21 protein-coding genes are annotated in these 25,247 nt (G+C 36.9%); 8 read left to right on the top strand and 13 right to left on the bottom strand.

Features of this window, described 5'->3' with window-relative positions:
* The first annotated feature begins 3 nt into the window (after positions 1 to 3).
* Positions 4 to 1,845 carry a penicillin-binding protein 2 gene (gene mrdA, locus MS2017_RS02470; RefSeq protein ID WP_122951142.1) on the top strand — a complete coding sequence of 614 codons (1,842 nt, stop codon included), beginning with the start codon at positions 4 to 6 and terminating at the stop codon, positions 1,843 to 1,845.
* Here the strand turns inward: mrdA and MS2017_RS02465 are convergent.
* The 10 genes from MS2017_RS02465 to recA form a co-directional block, all read right to left on the bottom strand.
* A complete protein-coding gene (locus MS2017_RS02465; RefSeq protein WP_122951141.1) occupies positions 1,834 to 2,196 on the bottom strand; it encodes a hypothetical protein in 363 nt (120 codons plus the stop codon). The genes mrdA and MS2017_RS02465 overlap by 12 nt on opposite strands.
* Positions 2,189 to 3,292 (bottom strand): tRNA guanosine(34) transglycosylase Tgt, encoded by a 1,104-nt coding sequence (gene tgt, locus MS2017_RS02460; protein ID WP_122951140.1) that lies wholly within the window; start codon positions 3,290 to 3,292, stop codon positions 2,189 to 2,191. Before tgt ends, MS2017_RS02465 begins: the two co-directional genes overlap by 8 nt.
* Positions 3,282 to 5,072, bottom strand: coding sequence for an ABCB family ABC transporter ATP-binding protein/permease (locus tag MS2017_RS02455; protein WP_122951139.1), 1,791 nt, complete (start codon positions 5,070 to 5,072; stop codon positions 3,282 to 3,284). The genes tgt and MS2017_RS02455 overlap by 11 nt, the downstream gene beginning before the upstream one ends.
* A gap of 3 nt (positions 5,073 to 5,075) precedes the next feature.
* On the bottom strand, positions 5,076 to 5,453 hold the full coding sequence (locus MS2017_RS02450; protein ID WP_071565250.1) for a hypothetical protein: 378 nt from the start codon (positions 5,451 to 5,453) through the stop codon (positions 5,076 to 5,078).
* Positions 5,446 to 6,480, bottom strand: coding sequence for a virulence RhuM family protein (locus MS2017_RS02445; RefSeq protein WP_122951138.1), 1,035 nt, complete (start codon positions 6,478 to 6,480; stop codon positions 5,446 to 5,448). The genes MS2017_RS02450 and MS2017_RS02445 overlap by 8 nt, the downstream gene beginning before the upstream one ends.
* A gap of 104 nt (positions 6,481 to 6,584) precedes the next feature.
* On the bottom strand, positions 6,585 to 8,273 hold the full coding sequence (locus MS2017_RS02440) for an AIPR family protein (protein ID WP_122951137.1): 1,689 nt from the start codon (positions 8,271 to 8,273) through the stop codon (positions 6,585 to 6,587).
* 357 nt (positions 8,274 to 8,630) lie between these two features.
* Positions 8,631 to 8,843, bottom strand: a complete 213-nt coding sequence (locus tag MS2017_RS11875; RefSeq protein ID WP_420886042.1) for a hypothetical protein — start codon at positions 8,841 to 8,843, stop codon at positions 8,631 to 8,633.
* A 311-nt stretch (positions 8,844 to 9,154) separates the two neighbouring features.
* Positions 9,155 to 10,003: a class I SAM-dependent methyltransferase gene (locus MS2017_RS02425; protein WP_164707579.1), complete on the bottom strand. Its 849-nt coding sequence runs from the start codon at positions 10,001 to 10,003 to the stop codon at positions 9,155 to 9,157.
* A gap of 675 nt (positions 10,004 to 10,678) precedes the next feature.
* Complete coding sequence (locus tag MS2017_RS02420; RefSeq protein ID WP_420885961.1) at positions 10,679 to 11,092, bottom strand: regulatory protein RecX; 414 nt, start codon at positions 11,090 to 11,092, stop codon at positions 10,679 to 10,681.
* Entirely contained in the window at positions 11,085 to 12,110 is a 1,026-nt protein-coding gene (recA, locus tag MS2017_RS02415) for a recombinase RecA (protein WP_071565043.1), read from the bottom strand. The genes MS2017_RS02420 and recA overlap by 8 nt, the downstream gene beginning before the upstream one ends.
* Before the next feature lie 50 nt (positions 12,111 to 12,160).
* Between recA and ribD the strand changes: the two genes are divergently transcribed.
* Together ribD and coaBC are read left to right on the top strand one after the other, a co-directional pair.
* On the top strand, positions 12,161 to 13,210 hold the full coding sequence (gene ribD / locus MS2017_RS02410; RefSeq protein ID WP_277424503.1) for a bifunctional diaminohydroxyphosphoribosylaminopyrimidine deaminase/5-amino-6-(5-phosphoribosylamino)uracil reductase RibD: 1,050 nt from the start codon (positions 12,161 to 12,163) through the stop codon (positions 13,208 to 13,210).
* Positions 13,207 to 14,397, top strand: coding sequence for a bifunctional phosphopantothenoylcysteine decarboxylase/phosphopantothenate--cysteine ligase CoaBC (gene coaBC / locus MS2017_RS02405; protein ID WP_071565041.1), 1,191 nt, complete (start codon positions 13,207 to 13,209; stop codon positions 14,395 to 14,397). The genes ribD and coaBC overlap by 4 nt, the downstream gene beginning before the upstream one ends.
* 352 nt (positions 14,398 to 14,749) lie before the next feature.
* On the opposite strand, the gene MS2017_RS11095 is transcribed toward coaBC, so the two are convergent.
* The gene (locus MS2017_RS11095; protein WP_164707578.1) at positions 14,750 to 14,932 is read right to left on the bottom strand and encodes a hypothetical protein; all 183 of its coding nucleotides are present in this window, start codon (positions 14,930 to 14,932) and stop codon (positions 14,750 to 14,752) included.
* Between MS2017_RS11095 and MS2017_RS02400 the strand changes: the two genes are divergently transcribed.
* From MS2017_RS02400 to MS2017_RS02380, 5 genes are all read left to right on the top strand, one after another.
* Positions 14,883 to 17,024 (top strand): DNA internalization-related competence protein ComEC/Rec2, encoded by a 2,142-nt coding sequence (locus MS2017_RS02400; protein ID WP_241156966.1) that lies wholly within the window; start codon positions 14,883 to 14,885, stop codon positions 17,022 to 17,024. The two genes, MS2017_RS11095 and MS2017_RS02400, sit on opposite strands and share 50 nt — an antisense overlap.
* 302 nt (positions 17,025 to 17,326) lie before the next feature.
* Entirely contained in the window at positions 17,327 to 18,436 is a 1,110-nt protein-coding gene (locus MS2017_RS02395; protein WP_122951131.1) for a PIN domain-containing protein, read from the top strand.
* 143 nt (positions 18,437 to 18,579) lie between these two features.
* The gene (locus MS2017_RS02390; RefSeq protein WP_122951130.1) at positions 18,580 to 19,089 is read left to right on the top strand and encodes a hypothetical protein; all 510 of its coding nucleotides are present in this window, start codon (positions 18,580 to 18,582) and stop codon (positions 19,087 to 19,089) included.
* A gap of 478 nt (positions 19,090 to 19,567) precedes the next feature.
* A complete protein-coding gene (locus MS2017_RS02385) occupies positions 19,568 to 20,056 on the top strand; it encodes an RDD family protein (RefSeq protein WP_122951129.1) in 489 nt (162 codons plus the stop codon).
* Positions 20,057 to 20,164: 108 nt separating this feature from the next.
* Positions 20,165 to 20,401: a DUF1059 domain-containing protein gene (locus MS2017_RS02380; protein ID WP_071565038.1), complete on the top strand. Its 237-nt coding sequence runs from the start codon at positions 20,165 to 20,167 to the stop codon at positions 20,399 to 20,401.
* On the opposite strand, the gene dnaE is transcribed toward MS2017_RS02380, so the two are convergent.
* A complete protein-coding gene (dnaE, locus tag MS2017_RS02375) occupies positions 20,398 to 23,862 on the bottom strand; it encodes a DNA polymerase III subunit alpha (protein ID WP_071565037.1) in 3,465 nt (1,154 codons plus the stop codon). The two genes, MS2017_RS02380 and dnaE, sit on opposite strands and share 4 nt — an antisense overlap.
* A 262-nt stretch (positions 23,863 to 24,124) precedes the next feature.
* Positions 24,125 to 24,883 carry a class I SAM-dependent methyltransferase gene (locus tag MS2017_RS02370; protein ID WP_071565036.1) on the bottom strand — a complete coding sequence of 253 codons (759 nt, stop codon included), beginning with the start codon at positions 24,881 to 24,883 and terminating at the stop codon, positions 24,125 to 24,127.
* Positions 24,884 to 25,247 lie beyond the last annotated feature (364 nt).

The following is a 25,247-nucleotide window of genomic DNA, read 5'->3' as shown; positions in this document are numbered from 1 at the left end:
CTGATGGATAAAATTAGCAACGCTGCGTCAGAAAATAAGATTTTTTCTACTCGATTAATGCTCGCACTCGTCTTTATCTTTGTTTTGGTTTTTATCTTAATTTCAAGACTTTACAGCCTGCAAATTAGCAATTACGACTATTACATTGAAGAATCTTTAGGCAATCAAATGCGTATGCTGCCAATTACCCCAATTCGTGGAAAAATCTTTGACCGCAATGGAAAAATGATTGCTGGCAATCAATTCGCTTATAAACTCACACTCACACCTGAAAAAACCAACAATGTCTCTGAAACATTGTTGTTGCTTAAAAAATATAACTTTATTAACGACAAAGATATTGAAATTTTTAATAAAAACAAAAAGCGTTATAAAAAATTCCACAGCATACCACTCAAATACAAACTGAATGAAAAACAAGTGGCAAGATTCCTAGTTAGCAACCAGTTTATTGGGGTTGATATTGAGTCTTATTTTCAAAGAATTTACCCTTACAACGCCTCCAGCGTCCATGTAACTGGCTATGTTTCCAGAATGAACAAAAAAGACAAGGCGCTTTATAACAAAGAAGATTATTTAGGCACTTCTTTTGTTGGCAAAACAGGCATTGAAAAACAATACGAATCGTTATTGCATGGAAAAAATGGAAAAAAACAAATTGAACGCAATGTAACAGGCAGAGTTATCAATACGAAAATTATTCAAAAAGCAACAAAAGGCACAGATTTATACCTGAGTATTGACTTGGATTTGCAAAAAAAAGCAGAATCTTTACTTGAAGGCAAGCGTGGTGCAATTGTGGCAATTGATGTTCAGAATGGCGAAGTGCTGGCAATGGTGAGCATGCCTATTTACAATCCCAATTGGTTTGTTAACGGCATTTCACATAAAAATTATAAAAAACTTCGAACCTCAAAAGACATTCCACAACTTAATCGCACCATTCAAGGCTTGTATCCACCTGGGTCAACCATAAAGCCAATGGTGGCATTAATCGGCCTTGAACAAGGCACAATTACCTCTCACACCAAAACTTATTGCCCAGGGTATTTTAAATTGAAAAATGTTAAACGCAAATTTAATGACTGGAAACGCAGTGGGCATGGGCAGGTCAATGTCAGAAGTTCTATTGCTCAATCTTGCGATGTGTTCTTTTACAAACTCGCAAACAAGATGGGCATTGACAGCTTACACGATGGCTTAAAACCTTTTAATTTTGGTGAAAAAACAGGCATTGATCTCCCCGGAGAGCGTGGCGGTATTCTGCCCTCAAAAGCCTGGAAAAAAATCAACAAAAAAGAACCTTGGTATCGAGGAGAAACTTTAATTGCAGGTATTGGACAAGGATTTATAACTGCCAGCCCCTTGCAGTTAGCAGTTGCCACAGCAGCTTTGGCGAATAAAGGAGTGGTTATTCAACCCAAAATACTAAAAAGTACACATGCCCACGGCGAGTCCATTAAAGAAGCAAAAAAAGGCATTCGGAAGCAAATTCCTATTAAAGATATTCACAACTGGGAAGAAGTCATTCAAGGCATGAAGCAAACCATTTATTCGCCACGAGGCACCGCCAGAAAACTAAACAAAAACTTAAAATACACTTTGGCAGGAAAAACAGGCACAGCACAAGTATTTGGCTTAGACGCAGAAGAGCAATACATTGCCGCAAACTTAGATGAGCGCTTGCGTGACCATGCGCTATTTACCGGCTTTGCACCCATTAAAAACCCTAAAATTGCCATTGCCGTCATTGTAGAAAATGCAGGTAGTGGCAGCTCAAAGGCAGCACCACTTGCTAAAAAATTGTTGGATGTTTATTTTGAAAAGCAATCCTTAACCCAATAAACTTTGCAACTGTGCCGGCTGAATTGGAAAAGTTAGGGTAGCATCCATTCTGTATCGTTGCATAAGTTGATTGAGTTGCGGTTGATTGATTTCATCGTATAACACAATAATTTTGACTTCAGGAGAATGGCTTTCAAGAGTGGCTAATAAAGATTCGATATTGCTCACTCTGTCACGAAATTCTGGATTATGGCTAAATTCTGCCACCAATACTTGGTATTGATTTTTCTTTGCCAATTTAACCGCCTTTCTTTGTGAGTTTTCAAAATCCACAGTGAAGCCTAATTGAACAAACAGCGGTGTGAAATCATCAAATCCACCTTCATCAATAAAAAATAATAAATTAGGCATTTTGCATTGCGTAGAAGGATTGCTTAAATTCTGCAAAGGTATTATTTTCAATCGCTGTGCGCATTTGTTGCATTAAATCTTGATAATAATGCAGATTGTGAATGGTATTAAGTCGCGCGCCCAATATTTCATTTTTTCGTTGTAAATGGTGCAAGTAAGAACGAGAATAATTTTGACAAGTATAACAACCACATCGCTCGTCTAAAGGCTTAATGTCTAGCTTGTATTGTGCATTGCGAATTTTGACAATGCCGTTTGAGGTGAATAAATATCCATTTCGAGCATTGCGTGTTGGCATCACACAATCGAACATATCAATACCTCGTTCCACCGCTTCCACCAAGTCACTTGGCGTACCCACACCCATTAAATATCGGGGTTTGTCGTTTGGCAATTGCTCAGGCAAGTAATCCAATACTTTTATCATTTCTTCCTTAGGCTCACCCACACTCAAGCCACCGATTGCAAATCCATCAAAATCAATATCAATGAGTGCCGAAGCCGATTCACAGCGTAAATCTTCATACATACCACCTTGCACAATACCAAATAATGCATTCTTATTGCCCAACGCTTGATGTGCATCTTTAGAGCGTTGCGCCCAACGCAAGGACAACTGCATAGATTGATCTGCAGTGGCTTTGTCAGCTGGATAAGGTGTGCATTCATCAAAAATCATGACAATATCTGCACCCAAATCAAACTGAATTTTTATTGATTCTTCTGGCCCCATAAAAATTTTAGCACCATCTTTAGGTGAACGAAAATCCACTCCTGCCTCGCTAATTTTTCTCATGTCACCCAAACTAAACACCTGAAAGCCACCTGAATCAGTCAAAATTGGCCCTTGCCAATGCATAAAATCATGCAAATCACCGTGTGCCTTAATCACATCGGTACCGGGGGTGATTGCCAAATGAAAAGTATTGCCGAGAATAATTTGCGCACCAACCTCCTTAACTTCTTCAGGTGTCATTGCTTTTACCGTGCCATAAGTGCCAACTGGCATAAAGGCTGGTGTTTCAACCGTGCCTCGCTCAAAGATTAGTGTGCCTCTCCTGGCTTTTTGGTCTGTGTTTTTTAGTTTAAATTTCATTTTGTTCGCTTATTTGTATTTGCCACAATTTGGCATATTCACCCTCGGCTTTTAACAACTGAGCATGTGTGCCACTTTCTTGCACCCTGCCATTGTTAAGCACGATAATTTTATCAGCATCTACAATGGTAGAAAGACGATGTGCAATGACCAATGTAGAAGTTTTTTTACTGAGTGCGTTAATCGCCTTTTGCACCATTTTTTCACTATAAGAATCCAATGCCGAAGTCGCCTCATCAAAAATCAAAATAGGCGGATTTTTAAGCAAAACTCTGGCAATTGCCATGCGTTGCTTTTCACCCCCTGATAATTTAAGCCCTCGCTCACCAACCAAAGTATCGTAACCTTGGGGCAACGCATCAATAAATTGATCGATAAAAGCCGACTTTGCCGCCGCCTCAACTTCTTGTCGAGTTGCCCCCTGCTTTCCATAAGCAATATTATAATAAATACTTTCATTAAACATAACCGTATCTTGTGGCACAACACCAATAGCAGATTGCACAGAATGTTGCTCAAGGGTTTTAATATCTTGCCCATCAATCAAGATTGCACCGCTATCCACATCATAAAATCGGAATAACAATTTAGCCAATGTTGATTTTCCAGAACCAGATTGACCAACAATTGCCACCTTTTGCCCCGACTCAATCGAAAAATCCACCTCTTTTAACACTTTTTCTTTGCCCTCATAAGCAAAAGAAATGTGCTTAAACTCAACCTTGCCTTGACTTATTTTTATCTTAGATGCACCCTTCGGACTACACACTTTCGCACGACGATCCAACAAATCAAACATATTGTTCATATCAATAAAATTATGCTTGATTTGCCGATACACAATACCCAAAGAGCCTAACGGGAGAAATAATTGCAATAACAATGCCTGAATCATAATCATATCACCAAGACTCAGATTTTCATTTGCCACACCTTGAGCCGCCAAAGTCAAAATAACCGTAACGCCGACGGCAATAATAGCACCCTGAACAAAATTAAGCGCCGTCATTGAAGTAAAACTTTTGGTAGCAACATCCTCCCAACGACCCATAGTTTCGTCATAACGATTCACTTCAAAATCCTTGCGATTAAAATACTTAACCGTTTCATAATTAATCAAACTGTCCACCGCATTAGTGTTTGCCTCAGACTGCATATCGTTCATCTCATAGCGATATTTCATCCGCCAAGTGGTAATTGCCAAAGTAAATGCCACATAAAACACCACCGTTATTAATGAAATACCTGCAAAGAAAACATCATAATTCGCCCACAACAAACCAATCACCAAAATAATTTCAAAAAATGACGGCAAAATATTAAAAACAAAAATAGACAACAGCGTAGAAACACTTTGCGTACCACGATCAATATCACGAGTAATACCGCCAATGCGACGATCTAAATGAAAAGACAAATCCAATGTATGCAAATGCTTAAAAACACCCAGCGCAATTAAATGCATCGCATGATAACGCACACGCGCAAACACCGCATCTCTGAGTTCATTAAACAAAGAACTGCTGAGACGCAAAATACCATAAGCAAACAACAATCCCAAAGGCAGCACCACCAACACATCAGGCGCTTCAAGTGCATCCACAATGCCTTTCAACGCCACTGGCACAGCCACATTTGCCAATTTAGCAATAATCAAAAATAGCGTCGCTAAAATAACACGAGTTCGCATTTTCAACAAATAAGGCATCAGTTTTTTTAACACTTTAATATCCTGAGTTTTAAAATCACTGGCCTTAGTCTGGTTGTTAAATCCCTGCATTGTCTAAAACCTCTTGTCGTTTATTGGATAATCATCAGGCAAAATAGCCCCTTTCTCTAAAGCAATTTTTACCACATCATCAGCCCTAAATTGACCAGAATCTTGCAACAACTGCTGCTGCCAAAAACTGTGCATTTCACACATTTGCGGATGCGTATGATTACATCCCAACACATGAAAACTACATTCACCCACTCGCCAAGGCCCATCGCCCGTAATCTCACCTTCAATCAAATGAATGCTATATTTCGGGTCTTTTTCCCAAAACAATTCAAAATACAAAATGCCTTTTGAATGCTGGAAAATCTCCTCAATCACCCGAGTTTCACCATTCGGATATTTGATATATAAGGGCGATCTGAGGGTAAATATTTTATTCATTTTCGTTGTTTTGTTTTTGGCTTTTAAACAGTTTTTTTAGCACTTTGTCAAAATCAGATTCAAAAAGTTTGTCCTGAATAGGGCGATATTTTTCAAATTCACTGTGTGCAAACGATTTAGCAATGGCAGCAGTGATTTGCCCACACTCTTCTAAAACCTCCCTATCATTAAACCTCAAAAAAGCATTTAGTTTCTCCGACCAATCATACATCGTCATCGGCACACCTTTTTCCGCCTGGTCTTCGGCATAATCCAAATACATCGTTACCACTCGATTAAGTGTTTTAATTTCATTTCGACCCAAATAATTTTTTGCCACCACCACATCTGATTTTAAGATTTTGCCATTCGGTGCCTTTTTCCAAGTAACTAGCCCCATAAAATCTTTTTGATGATCCGCTCTTTTGGTCATTAATTCTGCCGCTGTATTGCCATGCGTAGCACAATGCAATTTATTTTGTACCGTTGTAAAAAAATCCTTAGTCACATTCGAATCCAAATCATAATCCATCGCCGTGGCATAAATATCCGTAATTTGCTGATAAAAATTGCGCTCACTTTCACGAATATCACGAATTTCTAAAATTAAGTCTTTAAAATACTGCGGATTTAAATACGCCCCATTCTTCAATCGCACATCATCCAAAACATACCCACGAACACTATAGCGCTCCAAAACCTGCGTCGCCCATTTTCTAAAATCCGTCGCTTTTTGTGAATTAATACGATAACCAAGCGCAATCACTGCCTTTAAATTGTAATGTTTGGTGTTGTAATTTTTGCCATCAGTAGCAGTTACCGAGAAATCCTCGGTAACTGAATTTTTATCCAATTCACCCGTTTGAAAAATATTTTTTAAATGCAATGAAATATTATCTGCTGAACATTCAAACAATTGCGCTACTAATTTTTGCGTCAGCCAAACCGTTTCATTCTCAACACGCACGCTAATGTTATCTTTACCTGCTTGCGTGGTAAAAATTAGAAATTCTGCCGTTGAGTTTTTAATGGTTAAGTTTTTAGTCATCTTGTATTTTCAGGTAATATCTTCGCTCCCAAACCCAAGTATGCATTCCCAGGTAAAGCTTGGGAACGAGAAAATTGTTGGGATTTTATAGTTAGAATACTCGCCTATATGGTTTCATTTTTTTCAACGAAACTCATTTTTTTGTTAAGGTCATATCTTGATTTGGCAGATTTAAAATATCCATTGTGTGAATATGTTAAGTTTTTCTCTTCTAAGAATTTTTTTTCGTTATCAACTATACTGCTTATTGAGGAGCAAATTTTTTCATATGAATCTTCAAATGTTCCTCCTAATTTGTACATCCCATATGATATAAGTTCATCAGTATAGTTGATAAAATCATCTTTAATATTTTCATTGCGTTTTTGTACAATAAATTTATATATTTTATACGATTTAAGGAGTTGATCATATATAGCGGAATCTTTTGAACCGTTAAATAGGCTATGTAACCTATGGGTATCGTCATTACTTGCTTCAAAAATCTCTTCTAAAAGTTTTGACTTTGAATTTTTAGAAAACTCTGGCAATTCTTGGAATGTCGCATACCAAAATTTAAAAACTGTATCGCTTTGTATAGATTCTTTCAATTGCTTACTTAAACTATTTTCAAAAGTATCTCCTCGTTTAGCAAGAAAGCCTATTTCATTTGATTCAAATATAACTTTTGTATATCTAATGAAATTCTTATTGCTCATTTTATCCCTATAACCTATAGGGGATTGTGTATTTGTAGCATCTGTAATTTTATCTACAATATCAGGATCGCTAGTCTCATATAACCTTATTAAAACATATACTCCATCTAATTTTGTAGAATCTTCTTTATAAATATCATAAATTACATTTGTTGTTTGTAGTCCATTCACAATAATTGGATTTTTTGTTTCAATTGGATAATATCCAGCTTGCATATCATTTGGTATTTTTACTTTTTCAGATATGATGGTTATTCCATTGTTAAGAAATGGAAAATATTCCGAATAGTCACTTTCAAGCGTTTCTTTAATGTTTTTATTAGCTTTATTATATTTTAAAAATCCTCTTATATTATCACTAAATACTGTATCTATTCTTTGATTAACTGCTATTTCTTGATCTAATAATTTACATAAATCAAGTGCTTTCAACCTAAAATTTATTGCTTTGATATTTTGTATTTGAAATGATATTAATGCTTGGGGGTCTCTTCTTAAAGATATGTTAGATTTTGCTGCCATAAAACTAAAATCAATATTTTCTCGTTTCTTGCTTTCGGAAACTAGATTATCTATTCTATCGTATAAATCGTTTATGTCATATATCGTAAGTTCGCTATTTTCTCTTTGATGTCTTTCTATTATAGATTGATCGTTCTTCTCTTTTTCTCCAGAGAATACAAAATATAATTTAACATCTACAATTTTTCCTGAAGAGACAATATCGGTGTATCTCTGAAGAAACGAACTTACTTTTGAATTTAATGGGATGCTCGTACTATTTCCATACACAAAAATATTTCTATAATCATTGATAAACTTTGAAAGGATATTGTCCCCCAAGCCTTTTCCATTTTTCATTTGAAAAACATGCATAGTGCATTCATTGTCATTTTCGTCAATAAATATTCCATCCATACCTCCATCATGCTCGCCATTACCATTAACAATGGTGCTAATATTTTGATAAACTTCATCAAAACTTTGGTCTAATAGAGCGGTAATAGCTAAAATTTCAAATGCAAAACCGTCGCTAAGTGAAAATTTTTTTTCTATTCGCTCAAGATAACCATCTATAAATAATTTTTGGTTCATAAAATATTCCTAATATAATTAATTTAATCTATTTGTTCAACAAGATAAAGGGATTTAAATTATAGAATATATTCTCTAAATCTGATCCTTGTAATCCATTTTTGTCCTCGTTCCCAAGCCCCGCTTGGGAGCGAGGATGCACCTTAGTCCAGAAATGAAAAAATGAAAAACCCTACTAGCATAACTATTTCAACAAAAAACTTTCGTTTATTAAATGAAAATACAAAGACCAAGTCCTTGATTGCTAACTGGGTTTTTGACATTATAAACTATAAATATCAAGCATTCATTTATGCTACCAATATTGGGCATAATGCTGTCTATAAAAAATCACTTTTTATGTCATTATGAAAAATTTTAAATCCTTTGCATTCTTTTATACTGGTGGCGTAGGTATTTATAAAACGCCCCACCTACCGCTTTGCCTTGCAAGGCAAACGCTAGATGGTTTCTAGCTGCAACAGTGAGCTTTATAGTTTTATCTTTCTCTTTGTGCCTTTCGCAGGCTTGCTTGTGGCGATAACCTCTTTTACCAGTATTACGAGATAATTCCCTAGAAATAGTTGGCATGCTTCTGCCTATTGATTTGGCGATAAAAGTTTGATTGTATCCTTGTTTGTTCAGTAGGGAAATTATGATATCTTTGTTCGCAAGTCAATTGTGTATATTTTTATATGTTTCACTTTTTTTCTTGTCGGATTAAGGAGTGGTCAATATACCCTTTGACCAACTAATTGAGTATCGCCCTTATGATGTAAATTCAAACAAGATAGAAAATCACTTACATTAAATTTTATACACTTTATAGTGCCATAATATCAGCGATGTTTTTATACGCCCAACACTTGAGTTAGCAGTTAACTGGAACGATTTGTTATAATTTATGTTGCGTTTAATTCTTGTTGTGAACCCGTTAAATTGCATTTAGCATCTTCAGTGCTAAATTCTTTTTCAAATTCAACAAATATATGGCTATTAACTAGTAGCCTTGGAGTGGTCGCCAATTTAAAAATTTCCCCATATACTTCCTTTTTTATTTTCATAGACACTTTCTTGTTTCTTCTTAAGCACCGTTTATAACTTCTCCAGTTTGATAAAAGGATAAAAGGATAAAACAATACAAGCAATATAACTGCCGATGTTTTAACCCGCGTATTTTCAATATTTTTAATTCTGAACCCAGAAATTTTAGCCAATAACCTTAATTTATTAATTCCAATTAAAAACAAGTGTCCATAGTAAATATCTGTCGATGTTTCTTGTTTAGTGACCCAAATATCATTTAACTCATTTTGAGGCATTTGTTTATTAAACAGTTCATTTTCAGACAAAAAATAGCTCAACCTTCCCACCATGTTTGAATAATTTGGAGTAGTAATAATTAAGCTTCCGCCTACTTTTAGAACTCGATTAAATTCATGTAAAGCTTTTAGTTGATTTTCAAAGTGTTCAATTCCTTCTTGAGAAACAATAGCATCTACACTTTGATTTTCAAGTGGAATACCTTTATTTATATCAGCTTTTAAACATGTTAAATTTTTAACTTTGAAAAATTCAGGAAACAAATCATATGGCAAAGGTATTGCTCCTATAGATTTGAGTATATTTGATGTAACACCACTTCCTGCAGGGAAATCTAATATTCTCTTTCCTTTAAAGCGTAGTTTTTCTCGTAAAAAAAACTGTTTCATATAATATTTAATACTTTTTGGGTTGTCTTCGTGTTTCATTTTTTTTTCTACTTTTTGTATAAGAGATAATGGAGGTAAGCTACTTTTATCATAAGACCTTTGCATGAATATGGATGATTGGCAAAATTCAATTTTTGCCCACTTGATGATTATTCATATTTATGCAAAGGTCTTATCATATATATTTTTCATTTTTCGGTCTTCCTCTTGAGTTTAAAGTTGATAATAAACCGCATTTATTTACTATATTTGCAGTCCAGTTCTTATTGTCAAGTGGTGCCTATCTGTTGATTGCCTCTAATTTTATCCAATTATTTTTGATAAATTGACATATTTACATAATTCACCCAATCATAAGGTTATAGATAAAACTGGTGTAATAATGTTAGATTCTTGAAAACTCTTTCTACTAATGCGCTATATTACCAATCTTGTGCTATTTTACTTAAAACAGCCCTTAATGTATTTGACCTCTATGTAACTATTATAAGGCTATCTTTGTGTCTAAGTTTGTTAGTCCATTACAACTTTAATTGGTTCTGTTTCAGAGTCTTTTATTTCAGGTGCTTTACAGATTGATAACACAGAGATTTTTACGATTAATACTTGGGGTGAGGATAGACGGCAGATTGTTTATTTTATTTTTGAAAATGGTATTAAATGCGTTTGACCCGATGCCTATCTCTGATGGGCGTTTTCTTGTGTGGCTTACAATCATGGTTCAAAAGAAAGATTAATTTCATCAAAGTCAAATCCACGAGATTGTAAAAAGCGTTGTTGCTTGGCTTTTTCTTTGTAATTACTTGGGGCTGCTTCGCCGTATTTTGATACTCTAACTTCTTTTGCTAGGGCAAAAAAGTCGTATGCGGATAAATCAAAATCTTCAATGCCTCGTTGCTTTAAGTCAATGGCTATTTTGATGGAGCCTTTGCCTTGGTTAAAGCGCATTTGGATGAATTCATTGGTAAAGCGTTCGTCGGATTGATGATTTTGATTTTTAAGTGTTTCTAAGACTTGCGCTATTATGTCTTCTGCATAATGTTGTGCGAGTTTTCTCGTGAGCTCAAGACAAGAATGCTCGCGTTTAGCGAGCATTTCTAATGCGCTGTTGTAAGCTGACTTATTCAGAATCTGTCTCCTGATTTAAATCGTCATCTTTGGCCATGAGTTTTTCACGGATTTGGCCTTCAATTTTTTGACTCAGTTCGATGTTTTGTTTGAGGTAATCTCTGGCGTTGTCTTTGCCTTGTCCAATTCTCTCACTGCCAATGCTATACCATGCGCCTGCTTTTTCGACAAATCCGTGTTTGACACCCAAATCAATAATTTCACTTTCACGAGAAATACCTTCGTTGTAAAGAATTTGAAATTCTGCTTGTTTGAATGGGGCTGCTACTTTGTTTTTTAATACTTTGACACGGGTTTCGTTGCCTAAGATTTCATCGCCTTTTTTAATGGCGCCGATGCGACGAATGTCTAAACGCACTGAGGCATAAAATTTTAGGGCATTGCCACCTGTGGTGGTCTCGGGGTTGCCGAACATAACGCCAATTTTCATTCGCAATTGGTTGATGAAAATCACCATGGTGTTGGTTTTCTTAATATTGGAAGTGAGTTTTCTCAGCGCTTGAGACATTAAACGCGCTTGCAAACCCATGTGTGATGCACCCATTTCGCCTTCAATCTCAGCCTTGGGTGTCAATGCGGCTACCGAATCTACGACTACGATATCAACGCCACCTGAACGCACTAACATATCGGTGATTTCTAATGCTTGCTCGCCTGTGTCGGGTTGGGAAATTAGTAATTCGTCTGTATTGACGCCAAGTTTTTTGGCATATTGTGGATCAAGTGCGTGTTCTGCGTCAATGAATGCGGCTGTACCGCCAAGTTTTTGCATTTCTGCAATAACATGTAGGGTTAAGGTGGTTTTACCAGATGATTCGGGGCCATAAATTTCAACCACACGCCCACGAGGCAATCCGCCAATGCCGAGTGCAATATCCAAACTCAAACTACCAGTAGAAACCGCCTCAATATCTGTTTGCGCTCCCTCATCGCCCAAAAACATAACAGAGCCTTTGCCGAACTGCTTGTCAATTTGCGCCAATGCGGCTTTTAGGGCCTGTTTTTTCTGCTCGTCCACAGTGTTTCTCCTTAGGTAAAATAGGATTTAATTTTACGAGCAATTAAACTATTGTGGCAACTTTTTCAAAAAATGATATACATTGTATGTCGCTGGCGCTCAAACTGGCGCATAAGGGTCAATACGGTGTGAAATCTAATCCTATGGTAGGCTGTGTTATTACTAAGAATAATGACATTATTGCCCGAGGCTATCATCAAACTTTTGGCGCCGCCCATGCAGAAGTTAATGCGCTGGCACAAATTAATCATCAGGCAAACGATACTACTTTATATGTAACCTTAGAGCCCTGCGCCCACCAAGGCAAAACACCGCCATGTGTGCAAGCCATTATTGATGCGGGGGTTAAAAAAGTAATTGTCGCCACACTTGACCCCAATCCCTTAGTCGGTGGCAAGGGGGTAACAATGCTGGAAACTGCTGGCATTGAAGTTGCCATTGGACTGCTTGAAAATGAAGCCAAGCAACTTAACCGTGCTTTTATAAAGCGTATGGAAACGGGATTGCCTTTTGTTACTTGTAAAATCGCCATGAGTTTGGATGGAAAAACCGCCATGGCATCTGGCGAAAGCAAGTGGATCACAGGAGAGGCAGCGAGACTTGATGTGCAAAAATTACGCGCTAAAAATCAAGCAATTATGACGGGTTCTGGCACAATATTGGCAGACAATCCATCAATGACGGTGCGACTTGACAATATAAGCAACACGCCACTTCGTGTGGTGGTGGATGGCAAAAATCAAATTACCAGCCCCCATCTTAATATTTTTTCAACAGATGCCAGCACCCAAGTATTTAACCCTGAAAATACCAAAATCAATGACACTGGCAAATTAGATTTACACGACATTCTTACACAATTAGCCACACAAGATATTAACAGTGTTTTGCTTGAGGCAGGGCCCGGTTTAATTGGTGCCATGGTGACAACTAGGCTGATTGATGAATTTGTCATCTACACAGCACCAATACTAATGGGCAGTGATGCTAATTCTATGATGAATCTCTCCATTCAAAAAATGAATAATAAGTTAGAACTCAACATTCAAGACATTAGAATGGTCGGTAAAGATATTAAAACAACCGCAACCTTAAAATGACTTTAACCAATAAAAACATTATTCTTGGCGTCAGTGGCTCAATTGCCGCTTACAAAGCACCCGATATTGTGCGTCGATTGCAAGATCTAGGGGCTGAGGTGCGTGTTGTGCTAACGCAAAATGGTGCGCAATTCGTCACGGAATTGTCACTCCAAGTAACTTCTAAAAACAAAGTTCATCATAATTTATGGGATCCAGAAATGGCATTGTCCATGGGGCATATTGAATTGGCAAAATGGGCAGATGTGGTTTTAATCGCCCCTGCTAGCGCTAACACAATTGCCAATTTGACCTCAGGCAAGGCAAGCGATTTGCTTGGCAATATCATTCTAGCAAGCAATTGCCCCCTCTTAATTGCACCGGCAATGAATCAACAAATGTATGCTGCTGATAGCGTGCAAGAAAATTTAAAAACCTTGTTGGAACGCCAAATAACCATCATTCAACCTGACAATGGCAAACAAGCTTGTGGCGATATTGGCGCAGGTCGTTTGGCTGATGCCACGGATATCGCCCAACAAGTCGGCGCACTTTTTCAACACACCAAACTGAGTGGCAAAAAAATATTGATTACTTTGGGTGCAACCATTGAGGCCATAGACCCCGTGAGATATTTATCCAACCATTCTAGTGGCAAAATGGGGTCGGCACTTGCTGATGCTTGCATTGAAGCAGGTGCAAAAGTAACCCTTGTGTATGGCAATATCAGCGTCCCTCTTAACCAAAAAGCTACCGCAATTTCCGCAACAAGTGCTGAAGAAATGTACCAAGCGGTGATGGCGAATATTGCCACACAAGATTTTTTTATTGCTTGTGCGGCGGTGAGTGATTACCGTGTCAAAAATGTGGAAAAAAATAAAATTAAAAAATCCAATCAAGCTTTAATTTTAGAGTTAATACCCACAGCAGATATTTTAAAAGATGTGTGCCAATTAACACACAAACCCATTTGCATTGGCTTTGCCGCAGAAACACAGAATTTGATGGAAAATGCTGAAAATAAGCTGAAAAACAAAGGGTGTGATGCCATTATTCTAAACGATGTTTCTGGTACTGATTTTGGCTTTAAAAGTGAGGAAAATGAGGTGGTATTTTTAACCTCAAAAAGTAGCCTAAAAATTGAAAAAAACAGCAAGCAAAAGATTGCCCGAAAAATTGTTGAAACACTGAGTGAAAATTTTTTATAAACAATCAAAAACCTTGTTAAATCAACACTCAATAGAGTTACCCACAAAACTGTGGATAACTCTGTTGATATCTTCGTAAAAATAAGAGAAAGTGTTGTTATATTGCACTTTCTTATGGTTTTGAATAAAAAGTAATCATATATTTTTTTTGATTAAAAATCAATGACTTGTAAAAATTTATAAAAACAATATTATTCAATAATGAAACAATTTAACTTTTATTTTATTATGGGGGAAAACTTTTACTGTTTCACGCATTAAAACAGGTGTTTCACAGTATATTAGCAAATGATAAACTCATTTAATTCCAACTTAATTATGTCGCAACTTTATTACCCTTATTTATGTTTATTTATGCCTTAAATTTTCTCTTTGGAATCCTGCTGTTTTCGCTGAAAAATGCCTTGTTGATAACGGTGCTAGAGTGGTCGGCATTGTTTGTCATAATTTTGACGATTTTGCTCAGTTTTAAGCGCCACAAAGTCGTGGCTTTAAGTTTGGGATTTTTCTTGCTTGGTTTTACCTGGATGGGCATTATATCAGCACAAACCCTAAGCACTCAAATCAAAGAATCTTACCTTAACAAACCCATTTTAGTAACCGGTAAAGTTGTCGAATTGCCTAAAAATACCACCCGCAATACCAAGTTTATCTTTAAAGCACACAGTCCTTTTCAAGGGAAATTAAAACTGGCTTGGTATCACCACTCTCCCAATTTACGCACAGGCGATGCTTGGCAATTGCTCGTCAAAATCAAACACAATAACAGTTATCAAAATCTAGGGGGATTTGATTATGAAAAATGGTTGTTTTACAAACGCATTGATGTCACTGGATATGTGCGAGCTTCGCCCTCCAATCAGCGCATTGATGATGCCAATCAAACGCTATCCATAGACCAAATTAGGCAAGCCATCCGCCATTCTCTCGCCCCTATTCTGCAACAACAAGAATTCGGTGGCATTATCAATGCACTGATTATTGGCGACCGTTCTTTGATTTCCACCAAGCATTGGGCGTTATTTAAAGCCACTAATACCACGCACTTGAGCGTTATTTCTGGCTTACATATTGGGCTTATTTCTGGCTTTATGTTCTTGTTGATACAATTTTTGTGGCGATATTCTATGCGCTTAAGCAGGGTAATGCCTTCGCAAGTTGCTGCTGCATTTTTTGGCCTTGGGTCGGCATTTGTATATGCATTGATTGCTGGATTTTCTGTCCCAACAGGTCGTGCTTTTATTATGGCAAGTGTGCTTTTTCTGGCAATTATTTTTAGACGCCATCACAATACTTGGCAATTATATGGCATAGCATTGTTCTTGGTATTGGCCAACGACCCGCTAAATATTTTTAGTGTCGGGTTTTGGTTGTCCTTTTATGTGGTTGCCGTGATTATCTATGGCAGTCACCAACATCAGGATAAATCTTGGCTTTATCGCCTCATTTACCTACAATTATTGATCAATCTTGCCACCCTGCCACTCACCATCTGGTTCTTTTCAGCAGGCTCTATAGTCTCCCCCATTGCCAACTTAATTGCTATTCCAATCTTCAGTTTTGCCGTTATCCCACTTGCTCTAATCGGGGCGTTATTGCACTTTACTGGATTGGCTTATTTGTCGGTCATGGTTTTTTCAATTGCCAATCAAATCTTGCTTTATTTAACAAAAATATTAGAACAACTACAACAATTTGAATTTAATCAATGGCATTATTCACAGACTTCACTGGTTGATTTAACCCTCTTCATCCTAGCAATGTTTATCGCCCTATCGCCTAAAGGGCTCAAACTACGCTGGCTATCCATCCCCATTTTAGGACTGCTATTCTTAACACCAAACCACACGATAAAACACAATTCAATGCTCGTGACTACACTGGATGTTGGACAAGGATTGGCACATGTCATACAAACCCGTAACCATATTTTATTATTTGACACTGGCGCAAGATACGCCTCTGGCTTTGATCTTGGCGATAGCGTCATTACCCCCTACCTTCGAGCAAAACACATTCAGCACTTAGACAAAGTGATTATTTCCCACGATGATAACGACCACATTGGCGGACTTAACAACATTTTACAAAACTTCGACATCACCGAAATACTCAGCTCCGTACCCGAAAAAATCCCAACCAAAGCCACAAATTGCCAAGCAGGGCAAAACTGGACATGGGACGGCGTCCTCTTCGAAATCCTCAGCCCCAACAAAAAATCCAAACTCACAGACAACAACGCCTCCTGCGTCCTAAAAGTCTCCAACCAAAAATACAGTATCCTACTCACCGGCGACATCGAAAAAGCAACCGAACGCCACCTCGTACAAAACTTTACAAAAAAACTCAAAAGCACCGTCCTAATCTCACCCCACCACGGCAGCAAAACCTCCTCCACCCAAGCATTCCTCACCGCCGTATCCCCCACCCTAGTCATCATCTCCAGCGGCTTTCAAAACCGCTTCCACCACCCCCATAAAACCATTCTACAACGCTACCAAGCCAACAACATCCAAACCCTCCAAACCCAATGCTCTGGACAAATCGACCTCCTCTTCACTCACGACATAAACATCAAAGAATATCGTAAAGATGCCAAACGCTACTACCTTCGACAATGTTATTAATCAAAAGCCAAAATGAGTAATCCCTCACTCTCAAGCTGTTTAGACAACCCACATAGCCCTTTTTGTTCCCAAGTTCTGCTCGGGAACGCGGATACATTGCTCCTGTTACCTATAACGCTAATTATTTCACGCATTTATTGAATGGTTGACTGCTTTCTGTTATCATATTTCGCTAATATTAAATTTAAATTGCACTTAGTTTTTAACTTTTATCTTACAAAAAAAACAAGAAATATTTTTAATATTGCAATATAGTAAAATATATTTTTCATAAAAATAATTATTACAAAGGAGGTTGAAACTTGATTCATGTAATTTTAGATACAAATATATATCGTAAAAATCCAAACAGAGAAAATCTAGATTTCAAAGCCCTTGAAGAACTTGCGAAGGCAAATAGCATTCGCCTTCATATTCCGTATGTGGTACTACGTGAATTTCAAACACAGCAAAAAGAAATATATTTAAAGGCTCATTCCAAGGTAATATCGGGATTATCAAAACTATCTGAAAAGCAATTAAATACAGATATATTAAATAAATTAGAAATATTGAAGGATCTTCTTGAGGATGAATTAGAAAACACACTGTCTAATACTGAGAATCAAATAACTAACTGGGCTAATAATATAGGTGCAAATTTATATCCACTTTGCTTAGAACAAGCTAACGCTGCATTGGAAGCTTATTTTCAAGGTACCCCACCTTTAAAATCAATCAAAAAACGAGAAGATATTCCTGACAGCTTTATTGTGCAATCAATATTTAAACTCAATAAAGAAAATAATGACATTCATGTTGTTTCAGGAGATAACAAGATAAAAGATACATTCTCAAACGAAGGGGAGATTACTACTTATAACAGTCTTTCGGACTTTATAAAATCTGATCTCATACAAGCAGAACTGAAAGATACAGATTTTATTATTAGTCAACTGATAGAAGCGATAAGGCAACATGAAAAGAAATGTAGAGAAATTACAAACTTTATTTCAAATAATATTGGCGAAACTATTATGTGGAAAACATTTACCGATCAATCAATACCCGATGATAATAATGAAGCCACTATAAGTGGCTATGAAGAGGTGGAACATATTGATCTAGACTTTTCAGAAATAAGATATTATGGAAACGGTCAATTTGGAATTCCATTCAACTTAACAATAACAGTGTCGGCTTATTATTATATATTCAAATCAGATTATTATATGATTTCTGATGAAGAGCACGCTCCTCCGTCAGTTACAGACCATAATGACCATTATTTTGAAGCTGAGGATGAATTCAAATTAAATGTCGTTGGTTTGGCATCAATCTCTCTCAACATTAACAACATCAACTTAGAGAATATATCAGAATACATAACTAAATATAATATTGATGAAATTACAGATATAGAAAAGTATTAACAAATAGATCTAATAGATAATTTAAAACATCACTTGTTCCTCATCTCTAAAGCTCTGCTTGGAAACGAGTAAAGTTACACTGCTTCACTTTGCAACTTTTGGCATTTATACGGCGTTGGGTTCTTAGATAATAGGAGGATTTTTTGAAAATTGAATATGATAATAACCTATACAAAGAAATAGCAAACTTTAAAATTAACGAAATTGTGAGAGTCACAAATAGAAAAGGAATAATGAGTGATATTCATATAACGAATATCATAAAATTACGGTGGCATGAATTACAGTTATTGATTTCAATCGGCACTGATGGATTTTCAAAAAGGGTTTTACTATACCGAGAATATTCTAGCAAAAAGGTAATCTCTGAATCTACTATAAATGGCAAAGCACTTACCAGTGATGAATCCCGAGAAATTAGTGATTATATCGAAATATATAGAGCTTGTGACTGTGAAAAGCATCATGAGGTCAATAAAATAATAACCCAAAGGAGCATTTGGAATCAATTTAGAACAATTCGCTCGTTAAATGACCACAGAGAGTATAAGGAAATAGAGGGTATTCAGCCTCAATATTTTGAGATAATTTGTAACATACTTAAAATATCTGGTGGACATGGTTTGCCACTTGATAATTATAGAAAGTACTAATGCACCCAACAGGGTGCTCGCATTTCATTTCAAGTTTTATTTAGAGGTAAAAGGTGTGATTGATGTCGTAGATGTTTTTGGGCGATAATAAATGCCTTTGTTCTGTCATTAACTGCCTCAACTAGTGGTTTATTTTTTTGCGTGTTTGTTGAACTCTATGTAAACTTTTTCGACAAATCTGATGGTTTTTAAAAATGGCAATTAAAGTATTTTTTTGTAAAACTTAGACTAGTTAGCACACATCGTATCCTCGTTATAGCGTTGTGCCTCGTTCCCATTACCCATAATGCCAATTATTTCACGCATTTACTAAATAATTAACCTACTTTCTGTTGTCGTATTTTGCTAAAATCCAATCTAAATTGTATTCAACCTAGTCTTTAACTTTTATCTTACAATAAAGACAAGGGGTTGTTTTTAATCTCTCAATAGGGGAATATGTCCCTATAATAATCGTTTGTTATAAAAAGGGGAAACCATGGAAGAAAAAGATCACAATGCTTTACAAGAAAATGTTGAGAATAAGTTAATTTTGGCAAGTCGGTGGCGTCGATTATGGGCGTCGACACTAGATGCAATAATCATCGCAATTGTTGCAATGCCTGCAATATATTTCACAGATGGCTTTAATAATATTTCTAACGCCACCTCATTATCAATTGCTTATACCTTGCTTTTGAGTATCTTTTCGATTGTAATTTTTATAGTCTTAAATGGGAAATTACTTATAAACAAAGGGCAAACAATTGGAAAAAAGGCTTTAGGTATAAAAATAGTAACGCTAACAGGTGAACGCCTTAGCGTCAAAGAACATCTGTTAAAAAGATATGGCACTTACTTTTTAACAGGTCAAATTCCCATTATTGGGCCACCTCTCTCAATCATTAATGTTTTGATAATTTTTGGAAAGAAAAGGCGCTGCGCCCATGATTATTTTGCAGGCACAATGGTTGTTAATTGCCGATAAATCGTTTAAGTGTGGCCTCTACTATGGATGCATTAGATCAAATAGAAGTTGCATATAGGCAGAGTTTGAAAGCAAGAATATATAGTATAAAAATAAAAGGAAAATTTTATGAAAACAATGACCTGTAATCAACTTGGTGGTGCATGTGAAAAAGAATTTTGTGCTGAGACATTTGAGGAAATGGCTGAGATGAGCAAGCAGCATGGGATGGAGATGTTTAAAGAGCAGGATGAAGCGCATTTGAATGCTATGAATAAAATGCAAACCCTGATGAAGGTGCCGGGGAAAATGGAAGAGTGGTTTGAGTTAAAACGCAAAGAATTTGAGGCATTGCCTAACGGCTAGTAGTTAATACGGCTGGTGTTGTTGCCTAATAGGGCGTTGATTGTTTCTACTAATTGTTGATTTGGGCTGACAGAGTATTCGTTGTTTAATAACATGGAGCCTCGGGATTGCTTGACTTGATAATACAATCTGACTGGGCATTGACCTTGATTTTGCTTAAGTGTGGTGGCAAGTTGTTCAAATAATTTTGAATGTTGGTGGTTGAGTAAGATATCGAAACTTTTGGCGTATTTTTCTTTGATTGCGTCGATATTTTCAACTTTATTAACGACCAGTTGCCATCCGTCTCGGTAATCGTCTTTTTCAATGGTTCCAGAGGCAATGACAACAGTATCGATATTTAACTGCTCGCTGGTGCCTTCTGTTTCTAGTGTTTTGGAGAAAATGACGGCGTTTAGTATCACTTGACCATCTTCAAGGACAATGGATGCCATTTGGTTGCCTTTTCTTGTGGTTCGGTAATGCACTTCGGAGATAAGTGCCAGCACGCGGGCTTCTTTATTGTTTCTAAAAGTGAGATTTTTGGGTAGCGTGGCACTGAGGGATTTCATGTCATTTTTATGCTCATCTGTGGGATGTTGATAAAAATAATAGCCCATGACGATCTTTTCAAGCTGCAAGGTTCTTCTGAATGAAAATGACGGTGCTGATTCGTAATTTATGTCATATTCCTGACAGCCCTGTGCCTCGGCAAACAAGCCACTTTGCCCGCTTGAGCGGTCGTTTTGTCGTTGCTCTGCTTGTTTCATTGCGCTGGGATAAGTTTGAATTAGAACGGCTCTATCAATGCCAAATTTATCTAAAGCACCGCTATAAATTAATGCTTCAAGTGCGCGTTTGTTGAGTGTTCTTTTTTCTATACGCATACAGAAATCGAATAAATTTTGATATTCGCCATGAGCATCACGCTCGGCAACCAGCACTTCAACTAAGGCTTCACCCACGCCTTTAATTGCGCCCAAACCATAAATGATGGTTGCATCATCTTTAATGCTAAATTCATATAAAGATTCATTAACACTTGGGCCTTTAATGGTGAGTGTCATGGCTCTAATTTCGTTCACAGTAAAGCTGACCCTGTCTGTGTCATCCATCATTCTTGAAAGTACAGATGCCATAAAGGCGGCGGGATAATGTGATTTTAGCCATGCGGTTTGATAGGAGACATAAGCGTATGCTACGGAGTGAGATTTGTTAAAACCATAGCCTGAAAACTTGTCAATCAAATCAAAAATTTCATTGGCTTTTTTCTCGTCAATGTCATTTTCTGCCGCACCTTTGACAAATACACTGCGCTGTGCATCCATTTCGGAGGCAATTTTTTTGCCCATTGCACGGCGAAGTAAATCTGCACCACCTAACGAATATCCTGCCATTACTTGGGCAGATTGCATCACCTGTTCTTGGTATAAAAATACGCCGTTGGTTGGTGCCAAAATCCCTTCCAGCATTGGGTGTGGGTATTTCACTTTTTGCGTGCCATGCTTAACATTAATATAATCATCTACCATGCCTGCATCCAGTGGACCTGGGCGATATAGGGCTAGCATTGCAACGATATCTTCGAAAGAGTCTGCTTGTAATTTCTTTAAATAACCGCGCATTCCATCTGACTCTAATTGAAAAATACCGGTGGTATCACAAGCTTGCAATAATTTATACACGGCTTCATCGTCTAGCGATAAGGCATCAATATCTATCAATTCTTCGCTCAATCCTTTGGCGTGAATAAGTTTGACGGTTTTATCAATAACCGTTAAATTTGACAAGCCCAAGAAATCAAACTTAACCAGTCCAACTGCCTCAACATCTTTCATATCAAATTGTGAAACCACACCGTCTTCATCGCTGGCTTTGTAAGTTGGGCAGAAATCACTAATCTTGCTTGGTGCAATGAGTACGCCACCCGCATGTGTGCCTACATTTCGCACCAAACCTTCTAGTTTTAAGGACAAGTCAAGCAAGGCTGTAACGCTTTCCTCGGAATCGTATCTTTGTTTTAATTCCTCTGAAAACCATTTGTCTTTATTTTCTTGAGAATCATTGTCTGCAAAACGCCCTAATGCGCGTGACAAATTAATTTTTAAATCATTGGGTATCGATTTTGAAATACGGTCACTAAAACCATACGGATGCCCTAAAACACGCCCCACATCACGCACCACACCTTTGGCAGCCATCGTGCCGTAAGTAATGATTTGAGAAACTTTTTCAGCGCCATATTTTTTCGACACATATTCAATAACCTCATCACGCCTATCGGTGCAAAAATCTACATCGAAATCTGGCATAGAAACCCGCTCAGGATTTAAAAAACGCTCAAACAGCAACTCGTGTTTAATCGGGTCAACATTAGTAATCCCCAAGACATATGCCACCAGTGAACCTGCGCCCGAACCACGACCGGGGCCTACCGGTATGCCATTGTCTTTAGACCAGCGAATGAAATCGGCAACGATTAAGAAATAACCAGGAAAATCCATCTCATTGATCACTGAAAGTTCAAATGTTAAGCGCTCATCATAAACTTTTCTATCAACAACAAGCCCCGTTAAACGCTTCTCTAAACCAGTTTCAGATTCTTGAGAAAAGAATTCTGCCATAGTCAAGCCCTCGGGCACAGGGAAATTTGGCAAATAATTCTTTTTGTTTAATTCAAAATGCACATTGCAACGCTTGGCAATTTCAACACTATTGGCAATAACTTCAGGCAAGTCGGAAAACAATGTGTTCATTTCCTCACCAGATTTTAAATACTGGTCATCACAATAATTCTTTTCACGCCGCGCATCATCCAACAAGCCACCTTGGGAGATACAAATGCGTGCCTCATGCGCCTCAAATTCATCCTTCTCCAAAAATTCCACATTATTGGTTGCCACCATAGGAATATCAAGCGCCAAGCCTAACTCAATGCAAAGGTGTAAGTGTTGCTCATCGTGGACACGATTAGTGCGTTGCAGGCCTAAATAAAACCGATCGCCAAACATTTGTTGCCAAGCAATCGCTTTTTCTTGCGCTTCAGGTATTTGATTCCCAATCAATGCTTGTGCCACATTACTATGCACAGGTAATGCTATCATTATCAAACCTTGATTGTATTGCTGTAACTGCTCAAGGCTGACACTTGCACCCTCCATGCCCTGCCCCCCTTGATAAGACAAAGAAATCAGTTCGGATAAATTCAAATAGCCTTGCCGATCTTGGCATAAGAGTAATAAAGAGGAATTTTGCTGATCTTCTTGAAGGGTAATTTCAGCACCAAAGATGGGTTTAATGCCAGAACCCTTTGCTGCCTTATAAAATTTAATAGCAGCAAATAAATTGTTCTTATCGGTTAATGCAATCGCATTTAAACCTAAATTTTTCGCTTGAGCAACCAATTTAGGTATGCGAATCAAACTGTTTTCAACAGAATACTCGCTATGACAATGAAGGTGAACAAATTCGGTGGTAGACATCTAATAATACTAAAGCATAAAGTAATTTAAGTTCTATTTTACAACTAAAAAATATGAATAGAGGCTTTTGCATAAATATGAATAGTTGGCAAAATTTTAAAATAAAGAGGTTTTTACATAATGACATTTTCACTCATCTGTAAATTTTTATAAAGCCCATCTTGGCTCCGCTAGAATGGCCTCTCACACTGAGATGATTAGTTATCAATATGATGCTTAGTTTTAGAAAAAATTCCGACCATAAGATTGAAAAACAAAACATTTAAGTTTTATCAACAGTAATAATATGTGACGCCCAATTTGGAATTTGTTTAAACAAAATATGAAACCCAGCAGAGAAACTATTCGTATTAAATTGGTGATTTTTAGCCAGAATAGCCAAACTGTTCTTGGAAAACACACTAATATGTCCATTTCTAGGCGAGACATACCACCAATTAATGCGCTTATTCTTTTCAAGATTTCCATCAGATAGTAATGTACTAAATAAAACAATGCCATCTTCTTTAATTAATGTACTGAGTTCTAACATTAAATTATCAACATCGGGCACATGTTCAAACACCTCAAAAGCAGTGATTAAATCAAATTTTTTTAAATTTTTTATATTGACATCGCGATTAACAAAAGGGTCGTAACTTGATGAATCCCAACCTTGTTTTGTCAACAAATCACTCAACAAGCCATTGCCACCACCATAATCCAAGTGTCTAATTTCTTTTTTCTTTTCTAAAAAAAATTGGTTAATATTGTTTGCATTTTCCTCTGGTCTGGTTTTTAGAGAGTCAGGGTCAATATTTATGTATTCATCATTATAAATTTTTTTAGAAAAATCATCTAATGACCATTGATACATTGCTGGAGCAAAACAAAAACTACATTGATTGCAAAGATAATAATAAACAGAATGCCCAGACATTGGCAGAAATATCCCTCTACTCTCTTCGCAAGATTTATTAAAATCTACAACATCTAATGATTCACAAGTACCATTACAGACGGGACAAGGTAAATTATCCATCACAATCTCCAAAAATTACTTTTTTATAAATATTAACAACAACTGAGCCATCGTCATTAAATTGAACCCAATCTATAACAAAGAACAAGCATGCAAATCATACCCTTCTGTTGTAGGCCTAACAGTAACCCATAAAACCTTTGTATAAGTATGAGACCTTTGTATAAATATGAATAATCATCAAGAATCCATTTTCACCCACTTGACAATTTTTCCAACAACACTCAGCAGTCCCAGTCCCAAGAGGATAAACCCAACTGCAGAGAATGGTTTGTAACCGCCCCTACTCAGAAAAGATGTTAGAGGAATCACCAATGACACCATTTTTCAAAATACCCTTTACCTAAGCCATCAAACACACAAA

Origin of the sequence: Bathymodiolus thermophilus thioautotrophic gill symbiont (genome assembly GCF_003711265.1) — a bacterium.
Taxonomy (GTDB): Bacteria; Pseudomonadota; Gammaproteobacteria; order PS1; family Pseudothioglobaceae; genus Thiodubiliella.
The sequence above is the reverse complement of the archived record's forward strand: the minus strand, read 5'-3'. Positions and strand labels throughout refer to the sequence as shown.

Bases quoted from the DNA above. Each gene is read 5' to 3' on its own strand.
- MS2017_RS02370 (WP_071565036.1), bottom strand. From the start codon at position 24,883: ATGGATAATTTACCTTGTCCCGTCTGTAATGGTACTTGTGAATCATTA.
- MS2017_RS11875 (WP_420886042.1), bottom strand. From the start codon at position 8,843: ATGCCAACTATTTCTAGGGAATTATCTCGTAATACTGGTAAAAGAGGT.
- MS2017_RS02455 (WP_122951139.1), bottom strand. From the start codon at position 5,072: ATGCAGGGATTTAACAACCAGACTAAGGCCAGTGATTTTAAAACTCAG.
- MS2017_RS02425 (WP_164707579.1), bottom strand. From the start codon at position 10,003: ATGAAACACGAAGACAACCCAAAAAGTATTAAATATTATATGAAACAG.
- mrdA (WP_122951142.1), top strand. From the start codon at position 4: ATGGATAAAATTAGCAACGCTGCGTCAGAAAATAAGATTTTTTCTACT.
- tgt (WP_122951140.1), bottom strand. From the start codon at position 3,292: ATGAAATTTAAACTAAAAAACACAGACCAAAAAGCCAGGAGAGGCACA.
- MS2017_RS02380 (WP_071565038.1), top strand. From the start codon at position 20,165: ATGAAAACAATGACCTGTAATCAACTTGGTGGTGCATGTGAAAAAGAA.
- MS2017_RS02450 (WP_071565250.1), bottom strand. From the start codon at position 5,453: ATGAATAAAATATTTACCCTCAGATCGCCCTTATATATCAAATATCCG.
- MS2017_RS02445 (WP_122951138.1), bottom strand. From the start codon at position 6,480: ATGACTAAAAACTTAACCATTAAAAACTCAACGGCAGAATTTCTAATT.
- coaBC (WP_071565041.1), top strand. From the start codon at position 13,207: ATGACTTTAACCAATAAAAACATTATTCTTGGCGTCAGTGGCTCAATT.
- MS2017_RS02385 (WP_122951129.1), top strand. From the start codon at position 19,568: ATGGAAGAAAAAGATCACAATGCTTTACAAGAAAATGTTGAGAATAAG.
- MS2017_RS02440 (WP_122951137.1), bottom strand. From the start codon at position 8,273: ATGAACCAAAAATTATTTATAGATGGTTATCTTGAGCGAATAGAAAAA.
- dnaE (WP_071565037.1), bottom strand. From the start codon at position 23,862: ATGTCTACCACCGAATTTGTTCACCTTCATTGTCATAGCGAGTATTCT.
- MS2017_RS11095 (WP_164707578.1), bottom strand. From the start codon at position 14,932: ATGCCCATCCAGGTAAAACCAAGCAAGAAAAATCCCAAACTTAAAGCC.
- MS2017_RS02465 (WP_122951141.1), bottom strand. From the start codon at position 2,196: ATGCCTAATTTATTATTTTTTATTGATGAAGGTGGATTTGATGATTTC.